This window comes from Niastella sp. sgz303648, assembly GCF_059587045.1.
The window spans coordinates 65,113-90,840 of record NZ_JCAPSW010000004.1 but is presented as its reverse complement, the minus strand read 5'-3'; the positions used below and the strand labels follow the sequence as shown (position 1 = coordinate 90,840).

Here is a 25,728-nt window from a genome sequence, read left to right as displayed (position 1 = left end):
TCCCTGATACCGCCAAACCTTATTTGTAAATAAAACCCTGTTTACTTTGGCCAACTACAAACATATTGCTAACCTCATTGCCCGGCATCGGAATAATGCCCTGAACGAGCAGGAAAAAGAAGAGCTTGAGGCCTGGCGTAACCTAAGTAACGATAACCAGTTATTGTTTAACCGGTTAAACGATAGCGACCATGTATCGCAAAAGCTGGGCGAATTGCATAGCGTAGACCCTGACGAAGAATGGGGCATCATTAAACAAATGTTCCCCGATAAACAAAAAAAACGAACGATTACAGTATTAAAGTATGCGGCCGTTATTACAGCGCTGCTTGCCGGCGGTATAGCCGCTTTCTCCATATTAAAATCAGACAACGGAATTAAAACAGCCGATAAAAGAACAGATCAGCACGAATTAAATGGCAAATTGCCCGATATATACCGGGTTAAGCTCAAACTGGCCGATGGGCAACTGGTATATCTCGACAGCAGTGTAAACGGCCATATTGCCCTGCAATACAATTCGGTTATATACAAACGTGGCGATATGGTCAGGTACGACTGGTCGACCGGCAACGGTCACCGCGAAATAGAATACAATACTGTTTTGACTCCGCGTACAAGAACATTTGCCGTTGAATTGCCCGATGGCAGCAAGGCCTGGCTGAATGCCACTTCTTCAATAACCTATCCCACAGCATTTACTGGTGCAGAACGGGCAGTGCAAATTACCGGTGAAGTATATTTCGAAGTAAGTCCTGATGCCGTTTCACTGCAGAACGGCGGAAAAAAGAAACCATTTGTTGTAGTCGTCAGCTCTCCATCAGGTAACGGCAACGGCGCCAGAATTGAAGTAACAGGCACCCACTTTAACGTGAATGCCTATGCTGAGGAGCAGGCCATAAAAACTACTTTGCTCGAAGGAAAGGTGAAAATCGGAAGTCTGAAATCTGATGTCGGAAGTCTGAAGTCGGAAATCGGAAACCGGAAGTTGGAAAATGGAAGTCAGCATGATAATAGTCAGATAGCTGTGTTAACGCCCGGCCAGCAGGCCCAGGTGAACAGCGATGGGCGGGTTGAAGTAGTAAAATACGCCGACGTTCAGGAGGTAATGGCATGGCATAAGGGTAAGTTTGTTTTCAATGATACCGATGTAAAAAAGATCATGCAGGAGATAGGGCGGATGTACGATTATGAAATAGTGTACGACGGGCCTGTCGGCGGCCATTATACATTCACGGCATCAAGACAAAAAAGTATTAACGATATACTGGAATATCTTGAACTGGCAGGGGGTATTCATTTCGAAATAGAAGGTAAAAAAATCATCGTATCTCCTTAATGTGAATTATAACAGGGGAAACCATCGTGATATTGCGAAAATTCAGTGGCGCATACCTTAAACCGGCAGAACGGTTATCATTTTTTTATTAGTGTAATGCCAATCACAAAGAAAGCTGGTACATGACTAAAGTATTGTTGTTGGTCTGTTTGGTAGTGGGATTTCCCGTGTATGCACAATCTCAAAACATTACTATTTCGGTGGATGATGTGCACCTGAAAAAAGTATTTAAACTGATAGAGCGAAAAAGTAATTATGTTTTTGCTTACCGAACCGAGTTTTTGCAGCATGCCGAACATGTATCGGTACATGTAACCAATGGTACCATTAAACAGGTAATGGAGCAGGCATTGCAAGGCCTTGGACTCAATTACCTGATCGTTGGCAATATGATCACCGTAAGGCCCGATACAACCGCTACGGCGCACAACCCGGCTTTATACGTTATTGAAGGACGTGTCACCAATGAAGCAGAACAGGCAGTAGAAAATGTGTCGGTGATTGAAAGCAGTGCTATGACCGGTACCGTTACCAAAACCGACGGCCATTTCACCATTGCCAATATACGCGACAATGCAATGCTTACATTTAGCTGTGTGGGTTACGAACTGGTGCATGTGGTTATAAAAGACCAGTCGTTTATTACCATCAGATTAAAAGCAGTGGTAAAAGACCTCGATGAAATGGTGATCACCGGTTATGGTAAGACATCAAAACGATTTAATACCGGATCAATTTATAAACTGAATCAGGCCGATATTGCCCGGCAGCCCGTTTCGAACCCGCTGGCTGTTTTACAGGGCCGGGTGCCTGGTTTACTGGTTACCCAAACCAGCGGTTTGCCGGGCGGAAGCTATAAAGTACAATTGCGCGGACAAAGTTCTATTGGCATAGTGCCCGGCCAATTGCCTGCCAATGATCCTTTATTCATCATCGACGGCGTTCCGTTTGCTCCCAATAATAATTCACTACAGGCTGTTCCCTCAGGCACGGCCCTGGGCGAATCGGGGCGAAGCCCGTTTGCATTACTTAATCCTGGTGACATTGACCATATTGAAGTTTTAAAAGATGCCGATGCCAGCGCCATCTATGGCAGTCGTGGCGCCAATGGCGTGGTGCTCATCTCTACCAAAAAAGGGAAACAGGGAACGCCCGAATTTAATTTCAATATCAATACCGGCTTTGGTGCCATAACGCGGTACAGTAAAATGATGAATACAGGGCAATACCTGCATATGCGCCGCGAAGCGTTGCTGAACGACGGGCTTGTGCCCGATGCTGCCAATGCCCCCGACCTGTTTTTGTGGGATACCATCCGGTATACCGATTTTAAAGATCTGCTCATTGGCGGCCGTGCTGTTACCAATAAAGTGATGGGTTCTTTATCGGGTGGGTCGAATCGTTTGCAGTACTATATCGGTACCGGTTATTATCACGAAACAACGGTATTCCCCGGCAATCTTTCTAACAATCGTGCTTCGGGCCATTTGAACCTGCATTATCAAAGTAAGGATACCAACTTCAATGCTGCCTTATCATTGATTTATTCTGATGATGAAAACAAATCTATATTAAACGACCTTACCGAATTCGTTGACCTGGCACCCCATACACCTGTATTATACGATGCCGCAGGTAAGTTAAACTGGCAGCAGGGCGATCTGGCATTTATCAACCCAATGGCTTTGTTACTGCAAACCTATGAAGCAAAAACCAGTAACCTGCTTGCTAATCTGAATGTTGCTTATAACATTTCAAAGAACCTCGTTTTAAAAACAAGCCTCGGTTATAACTGGCTTCGATCGAATGAAATAAGTTTAATACCGGCCGGTAGTCAAAACCCTCATGCCACACCTCCTCCACAGGGAAGTTCGTATTTTGGAAAAATGATCTTTAACAGCTGGATTGCCGAACCTCAGATTGAGTATAACCGTTACCTGGGAAAGGCAAAGATTTCGGCGCTTACCGGCGCTACAGTGCAAATACAAAACAATACCATTTCAGGTACCGTGGCTTCTGATTTTCCAGGCGATGAATTTTTAAAGAATCTTGATATGGCCGGTAAACAAACTACCGAAAAGTTAAATACCGAATACAAATATGCCGGTGTTTTTGCCCGGTTAAATGGTAACCTGAACGACACGTATATACTAAATTTAACGGGTCGGCGCGATGCCAGCAGCCGGTTTGGACCGGGCCGCCAGGTGGGAACTTTCTGGGCGGCCGGAATGGGCTGGATATTCAGCAATGAACCGCTGGTGAAAAACAAACTTCCTTTCATCAGCTTTGGCAAACTGCGCGCGAGTTATGGCATTACAGGAAACGATCAGATAGGAGATTATAAATATCTCGACAAATGGCAAAAATTATCGCTTACCTATCAGGGCAATACCGGCATTGTACCCGTTCAACTGGCCGACAGCAATTACAGCTGGGAAGTGAATAGAAAATTTGAAACAGCGATTGATCTGGGGTTGTTTAAAGACAGGTTACTGGTTTCGGTTACCTGGTACAGAAACCGCAGCGGCAATCAGTTAATTGCATACACTTTGCCCGGCATAACCGGTTTTACCAGCTATGCTGCAAAAAATTCTCCTGCATTGGTGCAGAATACCGGCTGGGAAATTATGGTTCAGTCAAAGAACAAATTCAATCAACATTGGCAATGGAACGGAAGTGTAACGTTGACTATACCCCATAATAAATTAATTTCATTCCCCCACCTCGAAACATCTTCTTATGCCGGCTCGCTGGTGCCAGGACAATCATTATCTGTACAAAGAGGTTTTGTGTATACTGGTGTTGACCGGGGCACAGGGCTGTTTACGTTCGAAGACCGGGATGGTGATGGTAGTGTAAGCTATCCGAACGATTACCGCGTGATCGGGAATTTTGATCCTGTTTATTACGGCGCTTTTCAAAGTAACCTGCAGTACAAAGGCTGGCAGCTCGATTTTTTATTAGAGGTACGCCGGCAAAAAGCGTACAGCGATCTGTATACGATTTACAATAATAATTTTCCGGGTACAGCCCTTGTAAATCAGCCCGTGCCGTTATTTAGCCACTGGGATAAACCGGGTGATGCAGCGCAGTTACAGCAGTATACTACAGGCGAAAATGCTGCAGCCGTTATTGCTATGGGCCATTTTGTGCAATCCGATGGTGTTATTAAAGATGCTTCGTTCTGGCGGTTGCGGAACATTGAACTGTCGTGGCGTTTTCCGCCACGGTGGGTAAAAAATTTGTTTATAAAGAACAGTCGCGTATATGTTCAGGCGCAAAACCTGTTTACCATTACCCGGTATAAAGGCACTGATCCTGAAACACAAAATATTTACAGGCTACCACCACTGAGAGTTATTTCGGCAGGTGTTGAACTGAGTTTTTAAAACAATGACTATGCCATTGCGTGGTTCAAATATATTTAAGTGGTTGTTACCTGCATTGTTGGTGCTGGTAACAACCTGCACAGGTTGTAAAAAACTGGTACAGGTTGATTCGCCAGACGATTTGCTGGATGCCACACATGCTTTTTCGAACGATTCATTGGCCCAGGCTGCCGTAACGGGTATTTATATAAAAGTAATGAGCAGCACAAAGTATTTGCTGAATGGTGGTATAAGTATATATGCCGGGTTATCGGCCGATGAAATAACGAGCACGGTTTCAATACCCAATGAAGATCAGTTCGGTTACAATATGCTTTTATCGAATAACCTGGTAAACAATAATAATTTATGGAAGGCTGCCTATGCCTGTATATACCAGTGTAATATTTGTATTGAAAGGCTGCAGAAGTCTGATGCCGTTAGCGCGGGGTCGAAAAAGCAGTTAACCGGACAGGTTCAGTTTGTGCGGGCATTATGTTATTACTACCTGGTGAATTTATATGGCGATGTACCGCTGGTGTTAACCACCAATGCCGATGCCAATGCCATATTGCCCCGTAGTGCGGTAACCAAAGTATATGAACAAATGGTGGCCGACCTGCAATCAGCCGCTTTGTTGTTAACGGATGATGTGGTTAATACGTTGCCATCGCATTTTGCGGCTTTGGCTTTGCTGGCCAGGGTATACCTGCATACAGGCGATTGGGGTGGGGCCGAAGCGGCGGCGGCCGCCGTAATAAATGCGGGAAAATATCAGTTGCCCAATGATTTGAACAGCGTGTTTAAACTTACCAGTTCAGAAGTTATTTTTCAATGGGCGCCGGTAGTACAAAATTTCAATTCGGCTGAGGGCAACAGTTTTATACCTGCAACCCAAACAGCAACACCTGTATACATCATTACAGCAGCATTACTGGCCGCTTTTGAAACGGGTGATCTTCGTAAAGACGCCTGGTTAAAAGGAGTGAAAGTGGGTACCCAAACCTGTTATTATCCTTATAAATATAAAGTGCGGTTGTCGACGGTTGCCACCGAATACAACATTGTGCTCAGGCTTGCCGAGCTTTATCTGGTTCGGGCAGAGGCCCGGATGGAACAAAACAAAATTGCCGATGCTGTAGCGGATATTAATATGATCAGGCAGCGGGCGGGGATATCGCTGATTTCTACCTTAATAAATTATGATCAGTGCGTGGCTGCCATTGAACAGGAACGAAGAACCGAACTATTTACCGAATGGGGGCACCGGTGGTTCGATCTGAAGCGTACAAAACGAGCTGATGCTGTGTTAAGTATTGCCAAAGGAAGCAACTGGCAAAGCACCGATCATTTATATCCTATACCATTAACTGAAATAGAGACCGACCCTTATCTGAAGCAAAATCCCGGGTATGAATAAATAAAGATAAAAAGAAGGCGTACCGCGAACACGGTTATAACCGGCAGCGCGGTACGCCTGGTTCTGGTTATTATATTATGGGTCAGGGGTGCGAATAAAGTTTTTTATCCGGCACCGAGGTGATAGGTGTTGGTTCACCCCATTCGTTGAGCGTAACAGCGGCCGGCTTCCAGCCTTTTTCCTGAAGGGTTTTAGGATTTAACTCGCTTTCATTCAGGCCTGTAAACAAAATTTCATCTACTATCAGGTTTTGCCGGTACAAATAATTGTTATACGCATCGAACCAGTAATACCAGGTGTAATCGGTAGCAGGTTTTGTTTTTTCATTGGTTTTTACAGCAGAAGGGGCGATCAGCATTACCAATGCCAGCAGGAAGTAGGTCCACTTTGAGTGTTTCATAATTAATGCTGCTTTTATTATTCAAAAAACAGCAAAAACATTAAGTGTATAGAATGATGATTTATCCGGTTAAAGGCATATGTATTTATAACCCATTACGGTATTTACACTAAATGGGTTGAGGTAATAGTAATCGTTTCAGCAAAGTTTTCCGGTAACGGAGATGTAGAGGGGTGAATGACTATAAAGTTAGGAGTAAAAAAATGTATTCGTTATAAAATATTTCATTATCAATGGGTTATTGAACTTATGAAAACTATGGCTCCTAAAAAGTTTTAATGTTTATTCCCTTGAATTGTCACAGTCCGGTATATACTAAGTTTTATACTTAGGTAAAACCATGTAGGGTTTGTGTTTATTTTACCCGGTGCATCAAATTATGTGCACAGAATAGTTGAATAATACTGGTTAACGCTCCGATGTAACCGTTTTCAATAAATATTACATACATAAATAGTTAACATTGCAACTATTATAAATAAAAATTTTTTTCCCCTCTTTAGTAATATTTAGCACTCCCGGTGTTTTTATTAATAGTACATGTGATAAGCACGGTCGCGGCCGCGAACCTGTTTAGAACCGACTTTGTGTTAAATCAACATACAATTGAATAATACAAGCCTGAGTAAGTGTATCGTATTGCCATAGAAAAACCATCGATTTACCACATGGAAGAACGCACCGGCTGTTTAGCCATTGGGCCGCAGCCGGCTTTTTAAGAACAGTAACAATCAACTATATATCCGTTCTGTATCACTGATGCCATGAATAGAAAGTACAAGTAACCATAGTAACGCCCATTTCAAAAACCACATGATTATGAGGATTACAGAAAACCCTGCGACTGAGAAAAACAAACGTCTTAAACAACAAAAAATCCCTGAATTTGAAGAAATCTTTCAGCTTTTCAATCCTGCACTTTGCTTTTTTGCGCGACGATGGGTCAATGACAATGCCATTGCCCAGGACATAGTAACGGAAGTATTTGTAAAACTGTGGCAAAAGCGTTCTGATTTTGAAACCCTTTATTCGATTAAGGCGTTTTTATACATCAGTACGCGCAATGCCTGCATCAACCACAACCAGCAGGCGCAATACCAGGCACGCATACGGGAAACGATCAGGCACCTGTGTAACGACGATGCCGAACACGAAGGCATGAACGAAACCATTCATGCCGAAGTATTGCAACAGGTGTACTCGATTGTACATGATTTGCCTGCCAAATGCCGGGAGGTAATGCTTTTAAGCTATTTAAAGGGGTTAGACTGCCATGAAATTGCCCGCCAGATGCGGGTTTCGGTGCATACAGTCCGAAATCAGAAAAACCGGGGTGTTCATTTGATTAAAAACAGGTTCCGGTTTCATGAAGAAATGGTACCGATCTATTAATACGCTAAGCCGCGAAGCAGTTTATAGTTTGAAGTTTGTGGTTTGTGGTTGTTTGGGTGAATCTTGCCGTGCAATCTTGATCCTGTTAAACAATTAAGGTGTTTGATCTTAATAATGAAACTCCAAAGCGCGGCAGCAACTACAAACCATAAACCTCAAACCACAAACAAACAAAACTGTTCACTTTCTCCTTCCTTCCAGAATCCGGAAAAACGAACGGCTTCGAATTTCCTCAATGGTGAGTCCCGTGCTGGTGGCTTCTTCTTCGGTAATGGCGCCGCAGTTCATGGCTTTTAAGAAGAAGTTCAGCAGCCCCTGGCCCGTAGCGGCATCATCAAAAATATCTTTGGTAAGGGTTGAAATAGCGGCCCTTTCAACAAAGGTTTTTAACCTGAACACCGCATCGTCGTAACTGCTTAAAAAGAAATTATAGGTAGCAGCATAGCGCATAGGCAGCTGGGCCGGGTTTAGGTCCCATCCCTGGTAAAAACCATTGATCAGCGAATGCATGGTATGATGAAATCCCGTACGCCATGCCTGGTGTACCGATTCACGGTTTTCGGCCATTTGTTCAAAGCTCAGGTTTTCGCCCCGGTGCTGACCAATAGGCATTACATTGGTAGCGCCATCCGACAAAAAGATGCCGGTGCCTGCCAATGCCACTTTGGTCATATGATGCGCAAAATCACAAACCGGATGCGCCATCGTTTGGTATTTGGCGGTAATGCCGCAGGAGGCGGTATAATCGTAGGTGCCAAAATGGGCGGCTATACATCTTCCTTCACTTGCTTTTATAATTCGCAGCAAAGGGTTGCGGCCTTCATCATCCATTATTATTTGCGTGGCTTCTACCATCGTTTCCATTTTCAGCGATCCGGCCGGTAACTGATGCGCCTTTTCGAGTATTTCAAAAAGCCTCACCAGGGTAACCACCTGTTCGGGAATGGTAACTTTCGGCAACATCACTACGAAATTTGGAGGCAATACGCCATTTGTATTTTGTAACAGGGTAGATAGAAATATATCGAGCGTGCGCACCCCCCGGTGTTTCAGGTCTTCGGTGAACGGTTTTATGCGGATGCCTATAAACGGCGAAATGGTTTTGTTTTTCATGCCTGCAGCCAGTTCCTTTGCAGCCTGTACGGCGGTGGCATCTTCTTCATCATCGGGCCGGTTGCCGAACCCATCTTCAAAGTCAATGCGAAAATCTTCCACTGCTTCTGTTTGCAGTTTGCGCATGATCTTATTATAAACCGTATATGCCAGCCAGCCCGGTTCTTTTTTTCGTTCGGCCTCAGACATACCATCCAGCTTTTTGGTAAGCTGCTCAATATCGCTTTGCAAATGCGGTAAATGCTCATATCCTTTTAACTGCAGTACTTTTGCAAGCACTACAAAATCGGGCGCATAGGTTTGCAGGTTTTTCAAAGCAATGTTGCCCATCTTAACACAGGTATCTGCTTTAAATAAATTGGCTCCTCCATAAACGGTATGCACGGGTTGCCGGTCGGGTTTGTCGCCGGGATAGGTTTGTTGAAATTTCAGGTTGGCTGTCTGCAACTGACCGAGCAATTGTGCTTTGTCATTTTCCGGAATGGAAAACTTCATAATAATGCTTTTTTGTAAAGTATAATTTTATATTAAGCGGCAAAGCAGGTCACCTTTTCGAAGGTGGCTCACTTTGCCGGACATGCGAAAAGTATTTATGATCCTCTGTAGGTCGAATACCCAAACGGATTTAACAGCAACGGAACATGGTAATGCGATGCATCGCTAATGGTAAATACCACTTCTGCAAACGGATAAAAAGTTGCGATCATTTGTTGTTTGAAGTAATCGCCGGTTTCGAATTTCAGTTTATACAAGCCTGCAGGCAACACGGTATCGTTGGGTAGCCAGTCGGTAATGCGGCCATCGTTATTGGTAATGCCGCGCACGATCTCATTCCAGTGATCACCGGTTTGCTGATATAAAACGATCAGCACGCCGGCAGCAGGCTTGCCCAGGGTGGTATCGAGTATATGGGTGGTTAGCTGACTCATAAGCAATTTAAATTCCGAATAACTTTTCCAGTCTTAATTTAGTGATCTTTAGTTGTTCTTCCATCGCAATTTGTATTTCCACTTCGGCACTGTTGTATGACCGTTGTTTTAACAGGCTCAGCATTTCATCGGCGGTTTTGCCCGTGGCAAATACAATAAATATATAACCGAATTTAGTTTCATACTCGTTATTGCCTTCGGCCAGTTGCCGTAATGTTTGTTCGGCAGCTTCTTTTACCGACGATTGTTCGCCTTCGGCCCAGTGGGCTGTTGAAGCGTACTTTTCTTTTAATGAATCAATATCACCAATTTTAGGATGATGTGTAAAGGCCTCGCGCCAATCCTGTTCTGAACAGGTGTACCATTGTTCCTCAGCTATTTCAAGCAAATCAACGAGGTCTTCGGCCGGCAATGCGGCTATCATTTTGTTTATCCAGTTGGTGCTTCCGCAGCACTGCAGCAACAATGCTCTTTTCTTTTCAACATCAAGCTGATCAAATTCGGCAATGGTCATAGCTGTTGATTTTTCGTGAATCGTGAAACGGCAACCTTATGTTACAGGTTTCAAGTTGCAGGTTTCAGGGCTTCAGAAGCAGTTATTCCCTATAACATGTAACCTGTAACCTGAAACTGATAACTTGTACCCATTAATTCTTACTTCCTGCTTCCGACTTCCTACTCAGCACTCGCCACTTGCTTTTAAACTACTGTAGGGAACCGGTTCACATTTTTATAATAAATATACACGGCGGGTTCTTTACCCATGGCGGTGAACCACTGCTGGCAATAAGGGGCCATCCAAATGGAGTCGCCTTTTTTTATAGGATACCATTGATGATCGAGCATATACACGCCCTGTCCCTGCAGGTACAGCAAACCATGTTCCATGATATGCGTTTCTACAAAAGGCAAATGGCCGCCGGAATCATAGGTAAAAATATTCACGGCCATATCGAACGATAAATTATCAGGCAGTAAAACCTGTAACCGCAATGCGGGATCGTTCAGGTATTCGGGCCCCGGAACAGTAGCTGCATCTCCGAAAATAGTGAGTGGCACAGGATGGCCTTTCAGGTATTCATATACTTTATGAAAAGTAAGCAGGCGGGTACCTGCTGTTGCTTCTTCAAAAATATATTCTTTCTGAACGGGCACATACACAAACTGACCCGATGAAAGTGTTTGTGTTTCGCCGCTCACTGTTGCTTTGCATTTTCCTTCAATAACATAAAAGAATATTTGTGATTCACTGGTAACACCCTGCAGCCGCGCGTCTTTATTTAACGTTATTAAAGTTTGGCATAGGTCTGCCCCCATTTGTTCGTTGATGATCACATTAACCGTGCAGTTTGTCCAGCCCGGAACAGTACTGTTTACATACCCATCGGGACAAATTACCGCGTGATTGTTTTTTACGACCGATCTTGTAAGCGCCGAAATTTCCATATTAACCCTGATTGTATTTTTGTATAAGTTGATCAATAAAGTTAGCAGATACTTCAACAGTTGCCGCAATATCTTTTAGTTCTACATTTTCGAGCGGATTATGACTGATGCCTTTAAAGCATCGTACGAATAACATAGCTACCGGCGATACCGGCGACACCGCTACTGCATCATGACCGGCCCCGCTTACCAGTTCAATTACTTCGAACCCGGCCTGCTGAATTGCCTTTGCGAGCAACCGGTTCATGGCGACATCACAAATTACGGGTTTGGTTTCCTGTACAAGGTTCCATTGCATGGTTATGTTGCGCTGGCGGCAAATTGCTTCGGCCAGTTGCTGCAAATTTTTGTAACACGATAAAATGGCGTCATCGGCACTGCGTACATCGAGTGTACAGGTAACTTCGCCCGGAATAACATTGCTTGCGGCATGGGTGATATCTAACTTACCAACGGTAGCCACTACATTGTGCGGACTGTTTTTGGCAAATTGCTCCACGGCCAGAATAAATTCCGAAGCGCCGCATAACGCATCGTTGCGCATGTGCATTGGCACCGTACCGGCATGGCCTGCTACGCCTTTAAACGTAACAGTAATTCTTCTTTGCCCGGCAATGGCGGTAACAACGGCTGCAGGAATATTTTTTTCATACAGCACGGGTCCCTGTTCAATATGTATTTCAAAATAACCAAGCCAGTTATTGGCAGGCAATGCATCGTGCTGCAGTTCATTGGCTCTGCCGCCCATGGCCTGCATTACATCGTGTAAAGTTGTTCCTGTATTATCTTTTTTAGTTAGAAGATTTACATCAAAAGTACCTGCCACCACTTTGCTGCCGAGATAGGTAGTATGAAACCGGCAACCTTCTTCATCACTGAAAGCAATGAGTTCGATGTGAAAGGGCAGAGAGGCTTTTTGCTGAATCAGGTGTTCAATAATATCAAGTCCCATGATCACCCCCAGCGGGCCATCAAATTTACCGGCGTTGATCACCGTATCAATGTGCGAGGCGATCACCAGTGTTTGGGCGTTAGCTCTGTTACTCAAAAATCGTCCTCTTGCGTTGCCGATATTGTCAATGCGTGTTTGTAAACCTGCCTCTTCCATCCACCGGGCAACGGTGGTTCTTCCTTTCACAAAGGCTTCGGTGCCGTATGTACGCGTTATTACCTCCGGATCTTCGCTGATAGAAGCCAGTTCATCGATGCGCTGCATAATGGCAGATGCCCTTTTATGATAATCTGTTATCAACCTATAATTATTTTTCCTTTGTTTAACCGGCCGAATACTCCCTTATCGTAAATAAGTGTACCACCCAGCCATGTTTGTTCTACTACTCCATACAACGTTTCGTTGAGGTAGGGTGTAAGTTTATGTTTGTGATAAAGCTGACCGGCCGTAACAGTGAATTGCTTTTCAGGGTCCCAAACAACCAGATCGGCATCATAACCTTTGGCGATCTTTCCCTTGCTTTTTTGTAAGCCGGGTAACTTCGCCGGGTTTTCACAAAGCCATGTTGCGATAGCTGTTAATGGTATATTTCTTTTTCGTGCACCGGTCCATAAAACAGGCAGCGCCAGTTGCAGCGAAGCTATACCGCCCCAGGCTTTCATTAAATTGCCTGTTCCGGTTTCTTTCATACCGGGCGGGGCGGGGGAGTGATCGGTAGCTACAAAATCAATAATGCCGTCGCGCAAGGCATTCCACAGTTGTTCATTGTTTTCTTTTTCACGAATGGGTGGTGCGCATTTATAAGCGGTTTGTGCGTCGGGTATTTCTTCTGCATTAAAATACAGGTAATGCTGTGCCGTTTCAACGGTTATGGGCAGGCCTTTTTGTTTGGCCTTTTGTATTTGTTCAATAGAGTTGGCCGACGACAGGTGCACAATATGCACCCGGCAATTATATGCTTCGCACAACCGGATCATCAGGGCAATCGCCTCATCTTCCCATTGTTTTGGCCGCGATGAAAGATAATTTTGATATGAACGTTCATCACCGGCGGTTTGACTATTGCCAATTGCTCCCGCCTTGCGGGACCCACTGCCTGTTGTTATCTCGCAATGCACCAGCAGCGGCAGATCATGCTTCGCAATTAAGGGCATTGCTTTTCTGAGATCCTCTTCGGTAACATTAGGAAATTCGTCGATACCTGAATGTGTAAGAAAGGCTTTGAATCCCAATACGCCTTTGTTGATCAGTTTTTCTATTTCGGTTTCGTTGCCCGGTACAATGCCTCCCCAGAAACCGCAGTTCACCTGCAACTGTACGGCGGCAGCTAATTTTTGATCAAACGCTTCAGCTGTGGTAGTAACCGGTGAGCTGTTCAGTGGCATATCAACTAACGTGGTGAGTCCGCCGGCCGCTGCCGCCCGGGTAGCGGTAGCAAAACCTTCCCATTCGGTTCTTCCCGGTTCATTGATGTGAACATGCGGGTCGATGATGCCCGGCATAACCACATTATCGTGAATATGTATGATTTCGCCATAATAATCAGCGGGTAAATCGGGCAATACATCGCCGATGATACCGTCTTTAATCAGCACCACTGCTTTTTTAATGCCTTCGGGTGTGCAAATTTTATTACCGCTGATCGCAATGTCGAACATAGTTTTTAATTAAAGTCCGGAAGTCCGCAAGACCGCAAGACCGAAAGTCGGAAAGAAAATACAATTAGCAGTTGCTTCTTTCGGTCTTTACTGACTTCTCTAATAAAAATAGACAATTAATTGTTTATATTGAGCATGCATTCATCAAAATACGTTACTATGAGTATTAAACTCGGAAAGAATACCTACGGTAAAAATGCTGTTAACTTATCAAAGATCATTCGCCACCCCGGCTATCATGAGTTCAGACAAATTTCTGTGAACGTTGTACTGGAAGGTGATTTTGAAACAGCGCATACCATAGGCGATAATACCAAAATACTTCCTACCGATACTCAAAAAAATACGGTGTATGCGTTGGCCAAAGAGCATTTTGTTTCATCCATCGAATCATTTGGTTTGTACCTGGCCAATTATCTTATAACCAACAATCCGCAGATATCAAAATCGCGAATTGAGCTAACAGAACATACCTGGCACCGGATGTTGTTGAATGGCGCAGAACATCCGCATGCTTATGTAAGCGGCGGATCTGAAAAGCATACCGCTGTTATTGTGCAACATGCCTCAGGCGGTATTGAGGTGAAGGCCGGCATAGAAGACCTGCTGATATTAAAAACCACCGATTCGGCTTTTGAGCATTACATCAAAGATCAGTTTACCACGCTTAAGGAAACCAGCGACCGCATATTTGCTACCCAATGCGAAGTAAGCTGGACCTACGATTCGCCGAATGTTTTGTTTACCGAATTATACAATGGCATACGCACTACCTTGTTGCAAACATTTGCCGACCACCAGAGTCTTTCGGTGCAGCACACTTTATATGCCATGGGCGAAGCCGTGTTAAAAAAATATGGCGCTGTAAAAGAGATCAGTTTGAAAATGCCCAATAAACATCATATTCTTTATAACCTCGGGCAGTTTGGTATGGATAACAAAAATGAAATATTTATAGCAACCGATGAGCCGTATGGATATATTACGGGAACGGTGGTGAGGGAGTAAATAAAGTTTGCGCAAAAGGCGTCACGAATTAGTTGTTGCAGGTTTCATGTTACAAGGCCTGAATGTGTTGGATACCTTGTATCCTGTAACTTGTAACTGTACTTTGCGCCTTCACGAAACCTACCATCCCAGCCAAATCATCCCAGCTCCGCAAATAAACAACGTGAGCCCACCGAGGGCATGTACATATCGTTCTAATTTTTCTGTTTTCATAAACGATATGCCATAGTACCCCAGTATCACCATTACCAACATAGTGGCAAGCGTAATAAAGGTATAAACCATAATCAGCAGGCACATGCCCCACCAGTTATTTTGGGCGGCCGGAAAATACAACAGCGGTATCATGGGTTCGCAGGGACCCAATAAGAAAATTATGAACATAACCCAGGGCGTTACTTTGTATCTTTCTTTGGGCATTACCGCCTCGCCATGTTTATGTTCGTATACATACATTGATCCGTCTTCATAGGTGTCGAAGTGTTTGTGCTTTTTGTTCTGATAAGCCCTGATCAATCCCCAGCTACCGTACACAAAACCGAATAGCAATAATACCCAGCCTGCCAGTCCGCCGCGTATATGTTCGAGCCACGATATTTTTGATAACGACCAGCCTAATGCGGTACCGCCCAATCCCAGTAATACTGAGCTCCATACATGACCACAGCCGCAAATGGTTGTCCATAATAATGTTTTACCAAAGCTCCATCCGCGTGATTTTGATAATGCAATAAAAGGAAAATAATGATCTGGACCGGTTACCGTATGTAAACAGGCGATACCCGTAGCTGTTATCATTAATATTTGTAGTTCAGAGAGCATAGGTTGCGCCCGCCTCTACGCTTACTTTACGATTTGCATGCAGTATTGCTGCCAGCGCGTGCAAACAATTAAATAATTGCTCGGCCCTGTATCCTAAAATACGTATTACCAGGCCACCCTGCGCAACAGCACTGATGCCTGAAGTAATATCGCTTTGTTGTTGTAAAAAGTTGTACAGCTTGTCATAGACTGGGCTGATCGATTCGGCGCTGTCCCATATGATCAGACTGGCCTGGTGCGAATGGCCTTCCCACTGGCCGATGCCATGCACATTCACCAATGCCGGTTGCACCAGCAGGTTTTCTTTCATCACCAGCCGGTTGTTGTGATATATATCAGTTATGCTGTGATACTTTGCAAAGCAAAACTGTTCGCCGTTCAGTTTACGGCCACAGGTAAGTATTTCACCCCATATTAACCGGCTGTTATGCTGCAGGAATATTTTATTACGCGCAGTAAAAACAGCCTGTTCATGCGGCACGGTCGGATGGGGGATATATACAAAAGTTGCTCCTTTTTGTATATCAACTTCCATACATTGCGTTGCACCTTTTTTCATCTTGAACAGACGCTGGTACGACTGGGAATGCAATTGCAAATGGCAACCTTCATCAATATTTATTTTTATCTGATAATCGTCGCCATCTAAAATGCCGGGCGATGAGCTCATCAGCATCAGATGCAGAGGCGCCGCCTTTTTATCTTCAGTTATATTGGCCACTTTAAAAGGCGGCGTGCAATAACTCTGATGCAGGCAGGTTATACCATTTCGTTCAGCAGCGTGTATATGTACATGTGCCTTCATCGGTGCAAAGTTGGTTCTTCAGTTTCTTCGAGTAAAGCATATTTTTTAATCCAGCTGATCACCTGTTGCAATCCTTCGCCATTCATCAGGTTGGTAAATACAAAAGGCCGGCCGTTGCGCATTTTACGGGCGTCGCGTTCCATTACTTCCAAACTGGCGCCCACATAAGGAGCCAGATCAATTTTGTTGATCACCAGCAAATCGCTGCGGGTAATACCCGGACCACCTTTACGCGGAATTTTATCGCCTTCGGCAACATCAATAACAAAAATGGTACAATCGGCCAGATCGGGACTAAATGTTGCCGATAAATTATCGCCGCCGCTTTCAATAAAGATGATCTGTATGTCATTAAAGCGCGTTGCCATTTCCTCCACTGCTTCGAGGTTCATGCTGGCATCTTCACGAATGGCAGTGTGCGGACAGCCGCCGGTTTCAACACCAATAATTCTTTCGGGCGGCAACAGGCTGTTTTTGGTAAGGAACTCTGCATCTTCTTTGGTATAAATGTCGTTTGTGATAACGCCAATACTATAGGCGGGATACAACTTCCTTGTAAGCCGTTCAATCAGGGCTGTTTTACCGGAGCCCACCGGACCGGCGATGCCGATTTTTATGTAATTTCTTTCCATAATTAAATTATTTTTCGCGCCAAGGCGCAAAGCCGCAAAGTTTAGATGGCGCTTTCTATTCACCATTGACCATTGACCATTGACTATTCACCATTCACGACATATACAATCTCGAATACAATTGCTCATGCTGCATACAACGGATGTCGAAGCCGGTGCAGCACAGACCGATCATATCCATATCGGGTTGCCTGTTTTTTTGAACCAGTTCAGTGATCAGAGGGTGTAAGGAGAACAACAGTTCCTGACCGCTTTGCTGGCTTAAAGGAATCAGCTTTACACTATTGGTTACAAAACCTGCTGCTGCATTGTAATAAAACCCCGTCAGCGCTTCTTCTTTATCAATTGACAAAGCATATGCAATGATGCCAAAGGCAATGCAATAATGTCCGTTTAATTGTTTTGATTGAACAGCTGCTGCGTACCGGTTCAGCCAATGATTGTTACACAAAGGCTGAAATATTTTAAGCAGCCGGGCGCCTAATTTCTGACTGGCCTGTTGCATTTCACGGGGCAGTTTAACGGCTGTGCAAAGTTCATCAAGCCTGTTCAGTTCATCGGGATTGTTGTTTTCCAAAGCATCATACGCCAGCGACACCAGGGCTGCATCGGTGTAATGAATATTTTGCGACAACATACCTGTTACAAATGCCTTTGCCGTGGCAGCATTGTGTACTATGCCCAGTTGTACATAAGTTTCCAGGCCGGCCGAATGTGAAAATCCGCCAACCGGTAAAGCCGGATCAGCTAACTGCAATAATCGAAACAAATTATTATTCATTCGCCCGTGTTTGTTAGTTGCATTATTCTTGAAAATAAACTGCTGCTGCTATGAGCATGCGGAGCAACAGTTGTTTTTAGCGGATGTAATAATTTTCTTTTATCCTTTGTAATAGTATAACCCTGCGCCAGCAATAAACGGAACAACGGCATTTCGAAAGGGACCAATACTTCATTGTTTTCAAAAAACAGCGGCAGGTGTTTGTTGCCGATTTCATAACAAACCGAAGCCATTTCGAACAGCGATGCAGGTTGTATTACCAATACTTCGCAGGGGATAATATCTACCGCTATAATAACAGATTCGTCTTCGTACAACACATCGTCCTGTGTAAGCGCCGGGTTTTCGTTCAAAAACTTCAATGCTATTTCCCTGCCCGATTGTGTACGCTTACGCAGAATTCGCTTACTGGTTTCGAACCATTCCATAGGCAACCAATCGATAGTGCGGTTGTCGATATTTATCGATTTAATGGTTCCTGCTTTTTGTTGTATTAGCATACGGGTTTGAAGTTTGTGGTTTGTAGTTTGTGGTTCTTTAGGTTCGATCACCGAAATATTATTTCAAATTGGTGTTTGTGGTTTTGGGTTTCAGGCACTAAACGTTTCAAATTCCCTGAACACTATTCAAATCGCGGCAGCAACGACAAACCATAAACCTCAAACCATAAACTTTTAGTCCTAAATGCAGAAATCTCAAACAATTTTATAGCCAAACCCTTAGAACAGAAAGTATCTTTGAGCTAATGGCGCTACAGCAATGGGTTCGCAGGTTACGGGTTGGCCATCAACTTTCACTTCATAATTTTCGGGGTTTACATCAATCACCGGAGTGGCATTGTTGTGTACCATATCTTTTTTAGAAATATTCCGGCAATTCTTAACCGGCAGTATCATTTTTTGTAAACCGTATTGCTGCAACACATTTTTTTCAAGCGATAACTTCGAAACAAAGGTGGCGCAGGTTTTATGTAATGCTTTTCCATATGCGCCAAACATATGCCGGTAAATAACAGGTTGCGGGGTAGGGATGGAGGCATTGGGATCGCCCATTTTACTGGCGATGATCATACCTCCTTTAATGATCATTTCGGGCTTGGCGCCAAACATAGCCGGTTTCCATAAAACCAGGTCGGCCAGTTTACCGGCTTCCAACGAACCCACATATTCCGAAATGCCGTGTGTAATAGCCGGGTTGATGGTATACTTGCTCACATATCTTTTAGCGCGAAAATTATCGTTGCCCTTTCCATCATCTTCGGGTAGTGCGCCACGTTGTATTTTCATTTTATGGGCTGTTTGCCAGGTGCGGATGATCACTTCGCTTACCCGGCCCATGGCCTGCGAATCGGAGCTCATCATGCTAAACACGCCCATGTCGTGCAGTATATCTTCGGCCGCAATGGTTTCAGGACGAATACGGGAATCGGCAAAAGATACATCTTCAGGGACTGATTTATCGAGGTGATGACAAACCATCAGCATATCAAGATGTTCGTCGATCGTATTCACGGTAAACGGACGCGTAGGATTGGTAGATGAAGGCAATATGTTCGGATACATAGCCGCCTTTATGATATCCGGTGCATGACCACCACCGGCGCCTTCGGTGTGATAGGTATGAATCACGCGGCCATTGATGGCATTGATGGTATCTTCCAGAAAACCCGCTTCATTCAGCGTATCGGTATGAATAGCCACCTGCACGTCATGCAGGTCGGCAATTTTAAGCGATGCATCGATAACTGCAGGCGTACTGCCCCAGTCTTCATGAATCTTTAACCCAAGTGCACCTGCTTCAATCTGTTCTTCGAGCGGTGGTAATGCCGCGCAATTGCCCTTGCCCAAAAAGCCGAGGTTCATCGGAAAGGCATCGGCCGCTTCGAGCATCTTTTGAATATTCCAGGCGCCGGGTGTAACGGTGGTAGCATTGGTACCATCTGCCGGACCAGTACCGCCGCCGATCATAGTGGTGATGCCACTGAACAGGGCATGGTCGATCTGTTGCGGACAAATAAAATGAATATGAGTATCGATACCGCCGGCAGTAGCAATTAAACCAGCCCCGCCATGCACTTCAGTTGCAGCGCCGATGATCATGTTGGCATCTACGCCATCCATGGTATCGGGATTGCCGGCTTTACCAATGCCAACGATCTTTCCGTCTTTGATGCCGATATCGGCTTTTACAATGCCCCAGTGATCGATGATCATTACACTGGTAATAACCATATCAAGCACGCCTTCACTACGCGTGGCGCGTGCTGATTGCGCCATGCCATCGCGAATAGTTTTACCACCGCCGAATTTGGCTTCATCGCCATATACGGTAAAGTCTTTTTCAATTTCAATGATTAGTTCGGTATCGCCTAAACGCACTTTATCGCCCGTAGTGGGCCCGTACATATTGGCATATTTAATACGGTTGATGTTCAGGCTCATAAAGGTTGATTTTTGAATTGGTTATTTTGAGCTTTATCTAACGATTCCTGTTTATTGCTATCGTTTATATCGCCGTTCACCAGATTATTAAATCCGAATACTTTTTGGGAACCACCAAAAGCAACGAGCTGCACTTCTTTTTCTTCACCCGGTTCAAAACGAACGGCTGTACCAGCGGGAATATTCAGGCGCATGCCATAGGCTTTTTCCCGGTCGAACTGCAATTGTTTGTTCACTTCAAAAAAATGAAAGTGCGAGCCGATCTGAACCGGCCGGTCGCCGGTGTTTACAACTGTTATGCCGGTGGTTTTTCGTCCGGCGTTGGCGATGATGTCGTTTGGTTGCAGTATGTATTCTCCGGGAATCATAGCTTTTGTTTATGGTTTGTGGTTTGTTGTTTGTGGTTCCCTTTTAGGTTTCTGGTTTATTGTTTATGGTTTTTGGTTCTTTAGGTTTGGGCACTAAACGTTTCAAATTCACTGAACACTAATCAAATCGAAGCAACCTCAAACCTCAAACCCGAAACTATCTTATCGGATCATGCACGGTAACCAGTTTGGTGCCGTCGGGAAAAGTGGCTTCGATTTGTATTTCGTGTATCATATCTGCAACACCTTCCATTACATCTTCGCGCGATAAAATGGTGGCGCCGTATTGCATTAGCTCGGCCACCGATTTTCCATCACGGGCCGCCTCCTGCAGCCGGCTGCTGATGAGGGCAACCGCTTCGGGATAGTTCAGTTTTAATCCACGCGCTTTTCGTTTTTCGGCCAGTTCCCCGGCCAGAAATAATAATAGTTTTTCCGATTCTCTTGGTGTAAGGTGCATGTGCTAATTAAATATTTCAGGTATGTAAGAGTATGTAATCAGGTATGGCAGGCAATAATTTAAGTTAGGAAAAAAAATGATACTGCAAATAATATGAGGTGAATAAATTTAAATTCAATGAGCAGGGGTAAATTGAATGCATTTTGTGGGACATACAAGCGTCTTTGAAAATTTGTCTAAAATCAATAAATATTGAAATAGTCTGCGGTTATATAAAACAGTAAGGTATATACTATAATTTTGGTAGTATGAAGTATGAGGTTTATGAAGGAGTTTTAGTAACTCAGGATTTTAGTGTTTTTGAATTTGTAAGTTTGGGCCGTAACGGCAATATACCAAAACGGGTTGCATTTGAGCCTACCCTGTGGCCGAATGTATACAATTTGGCGTTTGGAGATATTACAGATGATGATAAGATAGATGATTTAAAGATTAGCGATAACGGCGATAGAAATAAGATTTTAGCTACTGTTTTAAAAATCGTTACAACTTATACGATGAAATATCCGGATAGATGGATTTATTTTATCGGCAGTACAGAACACAGAACAAGATTATATAGAATGGCGGTAAGTTTGCATCTGGAAGAATTGTCGACAATATTTGAAATATACGCTGAATTAAAAGGACAGGATGAGTTTGTTCCATTTCGGAAAGGGCTGAATATCAATGCCTTTTTAGTTAAAAGAAAATTTATTAAATTTGTTAAATGAAGAAGATAATTAAAAACCGCAGTAAGCTATTCAACACAGAAATTACCATTACAGTTGATGAAAGATTAAGTCATTTGCAAGGTAAGGTATTGGCTCCGCGCAAGTTAGAGCTCGCAAATCAGCATTTAAAAAAGATGAAAGGATTGCCTAAAATTTAATCCTTCTCTCGACTATAATCCGTCCCAATAATGAAAAAGGTAATAAAACACCGTAGCAAGCTGTTTAATATAGAAATAACCATAACGATTGATGACACCCTGAAACCATCGCCGACTGATAAGGGATTGGTTGCCCGTAAGCTAAAACAAGCAAATGAAAATTTGGCAAGAATGAAAGGTTTACCTAAAGTATAATTCTTCTATCGCAGCAGGCATCCACACCTTCCTTTTTTATCACCCATTCTTCACCTGTATAATTTCCGCCGCAATACTCACTGCAATTTCTTCGGGGGTTTGACTGCGAATGGCAATGCCAACCGGGGCATGTATTTGAGATAATAATTCGGCCGGTACGCCTTCGGCCAGATAATCACTGAACATTTTTTCGATCTTGCTTTTGCTGCCCAGCAATCCGAAATATTTGAATGGCCTGTTCCATAACGTTCTTACAACAATGTCGTCGGTGCGGTAACCAACCGTCATCACCACTATGTAATGATTCGCACCTTCGGGTATCAGATGCTGCACTTCTTTATAATCACTCACAATTTTCTTCTCATGTGCATATTCATTTTCAGTGAACGTTTTTAAAGCAGACCGGTCGTCGTACAAATGAATATAATAATCCATCTCCCGCATCATTTTCGAAAGCGCCAGGGCGCAATGGCCGGCGCCGATAATGTGCAGATGATTTTTATAACCCGTTCTTTCGCGATACATCCAGTCATCATCTGAAATCATAGTAAAAGAAAAATCAGTAGTGGGCACCTCCGCAGAAAATTGTAAACCGGCAGGAGATAATTGTAAAGTACCATTCCTGTTTTGTTCAAGGCTGGCAATAATATGCTGTACAGGTTCATGGTCTTTATCTGACAGTGGATATACCAGAATCGTTTGTTCGCCCGAACAGATCATGCCGCTTTGATTGGCCGGCGCCGATTTGTTGTGATATTGTTTTTTTAGTATGCCACCTTCTTCACTGGCCGGCGGAGTGTTTAAAGCCCTGTTACCTGCATCCTGTAACCTGTAACTCAGCTTTTCTTTTGCCAGTTCAATAAACTTATGCTCCATAATTCCACCGCCAATAGAACCTTCGGTTTCACCGGCTGCATTTACTGCCATGAAAAAACCCTGCCGGCCCGGACTGCTTCCATCACTTTGCAGCACATACAACAACATAACGGGTACCTGTTGCTGCAGACTGTTATTTATCAACTGCCAGATGATTAACTGCTTCTTCATGTGGTTGAATAATTCCTTCCTTTTGTATTGCGTACAAAGCCATCAAAACCTTTTCGGGCGTCATGGGAGCATCGAATGGAAATGCGGCACTCTTATTAAATTCACTGATAGCATTGCGCAAAGCAAAATAAGCACCAATGCCATACATCAGCGGCGGTTCGCCTACAGCCTTTGATCGAAAGATAGCAAGATTATCGTTGGGCGTTTGCAGAAAATCGATGGCTATTTCTTTTGGCACCGAATAAATATCGGGCACTTTGTAGGTGGATAATGCATTGGAACGAAGCCGGCCAAGATTATCGTATACAACTTCTTCCATGGTCATCCAGCCAATGCCCTGAACGATACCGCCTTCTATTTGTCCTATGTCTACCGCCGTATTCATGCTGGTGCCAAAGTCGTGGACTACTTTTACTGTATCAACGGTATAGGTTCCGCGCATGCAGTCGACCGTTACGGTAACAATGGCGGTGCCATAAACATGATACGCGAAGGGGTGCCCTTTTTCTTTGGTGAGGTCGAAGTGAATTTCAGGTGTGGCATAATTAGCGTGCTCCGATAGTCCAATCCGTTTTATGTGTCCTGCCATTACCAGTTTCTTCCAGTCAAGGTCTGTTTTCTTTCCATACACGTATACATACTCATCGCGTAATGAAACGGCGCTGGCATCTACGTTCAGTTCTTCGGCGGCTACTTTTTTCAGTCTGTCAACAATAGCATTACAGGCCATCATAGTGGCCTTTCCATTCAGGTCGGCGGTAGCGCTGGCAGCAGAGGGAGAGGTATTGGCTATTTTAAATGTATTGGTAGTATGTATTCTTATTTTGCCGGGATCGATAGAAAATACCCGGGCTGCAACCTGTAATATTTTTGTATTTACACCCTGGCCCATTTCAACAGCGCCGGTGGTAATGCCTACACTGCCATCTGAATACACGTGTACCAGTGAGCGTGCCTGGTTCATCAATGTTTTGGTAAATGAAATGCCAAAACAAACGGGCATGCAGGCTACTCCTTTTTTATACCATTTACTGTTGGCATTGAAGTCGGCTATTTCTTTTTTAACAGCGGCAAGATCGTACAATGCCATTGCCTTGTTCCAGCATTCAGGCGCTTCGCTTTGAGCTAATTGTCCGTATGGAAATTCGTCACCGGTTTGTAACAGGTTTTTTTGCTGTATCACCGATGCGTCAACACCAATGGCTGCTGCTGCTTTTGCAATGGCCGCCTCTATTACGAACATGCCCTGCGGGCCGCCAAAGCCTCTGAATGCGGTATTGGGCGGCAAATGGGTGCGACAACTATACGCGGTTGCTTTTACATTGGGAATGAAATACGAATTGGTGCAATGAAACAAAGTACGTTCCAATACAGCCGGTGATAAGTCGGCCGATGCGCCGGCGTTCTGGTAAAAGGTTGCTTCGTAGGCAATGATCTTCAGTTCATCATTCAATCCTATTTTAAAATCCGACGAATATGGATGCCGTTTACCCGTCATGGCCATATCTTCCATGCGGTGCAGGGCGTATTTAACAGGGCGCTTTAAAAGATGCGCCGCCAGTGCGCATAGGGCAGCCCAGGTATTTGCCTGATCTTCTTTGCCACCAAAACCGCCGCCCAGGCGGTTCACTTCAATTTCAATCTGGTGCATGGGTATGCCCAACACTTTCGACACTGCCCGCTGCACAGCCGTAGGCCCCTGGGTTGAGGAATATACTTTAATGGAATTATTTTCCTGTGGTAAGGCATAGGCGCCCTGTGTTTCAATGTACAGGTGTTCCTGTCCGTTGGTGTAAGCGCTGCCCTCAAAAATACGCGTGCATTGTTGCCAGCCGGCATTTGTATCGCCTAAATTAAAAGTGCGTGGGGGAACGATCAGTTCGCCCTTTGCCTGCGCTTCGCGCGGATCGGTAATAACCGGCAACTGATCGATCGATACTTTAATTTTTTTAACGGCAGTACGGGCCGCATCAACCGATTCGGCCACTACAAAAGCAACGGGCATACCGCAAAAATGCACTTCATGACCGGCGATCAGCGGTTCGTCGGGCACAATGCCGCCGATCTGATTTTCGCCGGGAATATCTTTATACGTGAAAATGCGCACCACACCCGGCATGGCAGCAGCTTCGCTGATATCGAGTGCTGTAATAACGCCATGCGCTATGGGCGAACCCAAGGCGGCTCCAAATAAGGTGCCCTGTAAAATGGGAATATCATCCAGGTAAATGGATTCGCCCCGCAAGTGTGTATATGCATCGATATTCTTCATGTCGTGAAT

Annotated in this window: 25 protein-coding genes; 8 read left to right on the top strand and 17 right to left on the bottom strand. The window is 44.3% G+C overall.

Annotated elements, in window-relative coordinates:
* The first annotated feature begins 46 nt into the window (after nt 1-46).
* The 3 genes from AC59IL_RS13075 (at nt 47) to AC59IL_RS13065 (ending at nt 6,127) form a co-directional block, all read left to right on the top strand.
* Nucleotides 47-1,339, top strand: coding sequence for a FecR family protein (locus AC59IL_RS13075; RefSeq protein WP_496552586.1), 1,293 nt, complete (start codon nt 47-49; stop codon nt 1,337-1,339).
* 122 nt (nt 1,340-1,461) lie between these two features.
* Nucleotides 1,462-4,728 (top strand): SusC/RagA family TonB-linked outer membrane protein, encoded by a 3,267-nt coding sequence (locus tag AC59IL_RS13070; RefSeq protein ID WP_496552585.1) that lies wholly within the window; start codon nt 1,462-1,464, stop codon nt 4,726-4,728.
* A gap of 4 nt (nt 4,729-4,732) precedes the next feature.
* Nucleotides 4,733-6,127 carry a RagB/SusD family nutrient uptake outer membrane protein gene (locus tag AC59IL_RS13065; protein WP_496552584.1) on the top strand — a complete coding sequence of 465 codons (1,395 nt, stop codon included), beginning with the start codon at nt 4,733-4,735 and terminating at the stop codon, nt 6,125-6,127.
* Nucleotides 6,128-6,209: 82 nt separating this feature from the next.
* On the opposite strand, the gene AC59IL_RS13060 is transcribed toward AC59IL_RS13065, so the two are convergent.
* Entirely contained in the window at nt 6,210-6,527 is a 318-nt protein-coding gene (locus AC59IL_RS13060; RefSeq protein WP_496552583.1) for a hypothetical protein, read from the bottom strand.
* Nucleotides 6,528-7,346: 819 nt separating this feature from the next.
* Here AC59IL_RS13060 and AC59IL_RS13055 point away from each other — a divergent pair.
* On the top strand, nt 7,347-7,919 hold the full coding sequence (locus AC59IL_RS13055; protein WP_496552582.1) for an RNA polymerase sigma factor: 573 nt from the start codon (nt 7,347-7,349) through the stop codon (nt 7,917-7,919).
* A gap of 180 nt (nt 7,920-8,099) precedes the next feature.
* Here AC59IL_RS13055 and AC59IL_RS13050 read toward each other — a convergent pair whose 3' ends face one another.
* From AC59IL_RS13050 to allB, 6 genes are all read right to left on the bottom strand, one after another.
* Nucleotides 8,100-9,527 carry a DUF6986 family protein gene (locus AC59IL_RS13050; protein WP_496552581.1) on the bottom strand — a complete coding sequence of 476 codons (1,428 nt, stop codon included), beginning with the start codon at nt 9,525-9,527 and terminating at the stop codon, nt 8,100-8,102.
* A 95-nt stretch (nt 9,528-9,622) separates the two neighbouring features.
* The gene (uraH, locus tag AC59IL_RS13045; RefSeq protein ID WP_496552580.1) at nt 9,623-9,961 is read right to left on the bottom strand and encodes a hydroxyisourate hydrolase; all 339 of its coding nucleotides are present in this window, start codon (nt 9,959-9,961) and stop codon (nt 9,623-9,625) included.
* A gap of 7 nt (nt 9,962-9,968) precedes the next feature.
* Nucleotides 9,969-10,475: a 2-oxo-4-hydroxy-4-carboxy-5-ureidoimidazoline decarboxylase gene (gene uraD, locus AC59IL_RS13040; protein ID WP_496552579.1), complete on the bottom strand. Its 507-nt coding sequence runs from the start codon at nt 10,473-10,475 to the stop codon at nt 9,969-9,971.
* A 185-nt stretch (nt 10,476-10,660) separates the two neighbouring features.
* The gene (allE, locus tag AC59IL_RS13035) at nt 10,661-11,407 is read right to left on the bottom strand and encodes a (S)-ureidoglycine aminohydrolase (protein ID WP_496552578.1); all 747 of its coding nucleotides are present in this window, start codon (nt 11,405-11,407) and stop codon (nt 10,661-10,663) included.
* A 1-nt stretch (nt 11,408) separates the two neighbouring features.
* Nucleotides 11,409-12,659, bottom strand: a complete 1,251-nt coding sequence (locus AC59IL_RS13030; protein WP_496552577.1) for an allantoate amidohydrolase — start codon at nt 12,657-12,659, stop codon at nt 11,409-11,411.
* Entirely contained in the window at nt 12,656-14,017 is a 1,362-nt protein-coding gene (gene allB / locus AC59IL_RS13025; RefSeq protein WP_496552576.1) for an allantoinase AllB, read from the bottom strand. Before allB ends, AC59IL_RS13030 begins: the two co-directional genes overlap by 4 nt.
* Nucleotides 14,018-14,176: 159 nt before the next feature.
* Between allB and pucL the strand changes: the two genes are divergently transcribed.
* On the top strand, nt 14,177-15,025 hold the full coding sequence (gene pucL / locus AC59IL_RS13020; protein ID WP_496552575.1) for a factor-independent urate hydroxylase: 849 nt from the start codon (nt 14,177-14,179) through the stop codon (nt 15,023-15,025).
* A gap of 120 nt (nt 15,026-15,145) precedes the next feature.
* Here the strand turns inward: pucL and AC59IL_RS13015 are convergent, their stop codons facing one another.
* The 8 genes from AC59IL_RS13015 to ureA form a co-directional block, all read right to left on the bottom strand.
* A complete protein-coding gene (locus tag AC59IL_RS13015) occupies nt 15,146-15,847 on the bottom strand; it encodes a hypothetical protein (RefSeq protein ID WP_496552574.1) in 702 nt (233 codons plus the stop codon).
* Nucleotides 15,837-16,652, bottom strand: a complete 816-nt coding sequence (locus tag AC59IL_RS13010; protein ID WP_496552573.1) for an urease accessory protein UreD — start codon at nt 16,650-16,652, stop codon at nt 15,837-15,839. Before AC59IL_RS13010 ends, AC59IL_RS13015 begins: the two co-directional genes overlap by 11 nt.
* Nucleotides 16,649-17,284 carry an urease accessory protein UreG gene (gene ureG / locus AC59IL_RS13005; RefSeq protein WP_496552572.1) on the bottom strand — a complete coding sequence of 212 codons (636 nt, stop codon included), beginning with the start codon at nt 17,282-17,284 and terminating at the stop codon, nt 16,649-16,651. Before ureG ends, AC59IL_RS13010 begins: the two co-directional genes overlap by 4 nt.
* A gap of 94 nt (nt 17,285-17,378) precedes the next feature.
* Complete coding sequence (locus AC59IL_RS13000) at nt 17,379-18,065, bottom strand: urease accessory protein UreF (protein WP_496552571.1); 687 nt, start codon at nt 18,063-18,065, stop codon at nt 17,379-17,381.
* On the bottom strand, nt 18,062-18,565 hold the full coding sequence (gene ureE / locus AC59IL_RS12995) for an urease accessory protein UreE (RefSeq protein ID WP_496552570.1): 504 nt from the start codon (nt 18,563-18,565) through the stop codon (nt 18,062-18,064). Before ureE ends, AC59IL_RS13000 begins: the two co-directional genes overlap by 4 nt.
* A gap of 219 nt (nt 18,566-18,784) precedes the next feature.
* On the bottom strand, nt 18,785-20,506 hold the full coding sequence (gene ureC / locus AC59IL_RS12990) for an urease subunit alpha (RefSeq protein WP_496552569.1): 1,722 nt from the start codon (nt 20,504-20,506) through the stop codon (nt 18,785-18,787).
* A complete protein-coding gene (gene ureB, locus AC59IL_RS12985) occupies nt 20,503-20,874 on the bottom strand; it encodes an urease subunit beta (RefSeq protein ID WP_496552568.1) in 372 nt (123 codons plus the stop codon). The genes ureC and ureB overlap by 4 nt, the downstream gene beginning before the upstream one ends.
* 157 nt (nt 20,875-21,031) lie before the next feature.
* Complete coding sequence (gene ureA / locus AC59IL_RS12980) at nt 21,032-21,334, bottom strand: urease subunit gamma (protein WP_496552567.1); 303 nt, start codon at nt 21,332-21,334, stop codon at nt 21,032-21,034.
* A 248-nt stretch (nt 21,335-21,582) separates the two neighbouring features.
* Between ureA and AC59IL_RS12975 the strand changes: the two genes are divergently transcribed.
* From AC59IL_RS12975 to AC59IL_RS12965, 3 genes are read left to right on the top strand one after another with little or no spacing between them, the layout of a single operon-like run.
* Nucleotides 21,583-22,047: a DUF6934 family protein gene (locus AC59IL_RS12975; protein WP_496552566.1), complete on the top strand. Its 465-nt coding sequence runs from the start codon at nt 21,583-21,585 to the stop codon at nt 22,045-22,047.
* A complete protein-coding gene (locus tag AC59IL_RS12970; RefSeq protein WP_496552565.1) occupies nt 22,044-22,205 on the top strand; it encodes a hypothetical protein in 162 nt (53 codons plus the stop codon). Before AC59IL_RS12975 ends, AC59IL_RS12970 begins: the two co-directional genes overlap by 4 nt.
* Nucleotides 22,206-22,235: 30 nt before the next feature.
* The gene (locus AC59IL_RS12965) at nt 22,236-22,400 is read left to right on the top strand and encodes a hypothetical protein (RefSeq protein WP_496552564.1); all 165 of its coding nucleotides are present in this window, start codon (nt 22,236-22,238) and stop codon (nt 22,398-22,400) included.
* A 39-nt stretch (nt 22,401-22,439) separates the two neighbouring features.
* Here AC59IL_RS12965 and AC59IL_RS12960 read toward each other — a convergent pair whose 3' ends face one another.
* Together AC59IL_RS12960 and AC59IL_RS12955 are read right to left on the bottom strand one after the other, a co-directional pair.
* Nucleotides 22,440-23,447, bottom strand: a complete 1,008-nt coding sequence (locus AC59IL_RS12960; RefSeq protein ID WP_496552563.1) for an XdhC family protein — start codon at nt 23,445-23,447, stop codon at nt 22,440-22,442.
* Nucleotides 23,410-25,719, bottom strand: coding sequence for a xanthine dehydrogenase molybdopterin binding subunit (locus tag AC59IL_RS12955; protein ID WP_496552562.1), 2,310 nt, complete (start codon nt 25,717-25,719; stop codon nt 23,410-23,412). Before AC59IL_RS12955 ends, AC59IL_RS12960 begins: the two co-directional genes overlap by 38 nt.
* Nucleotides 25,720-25,728 lie beyond the last annotated feature (9 nt).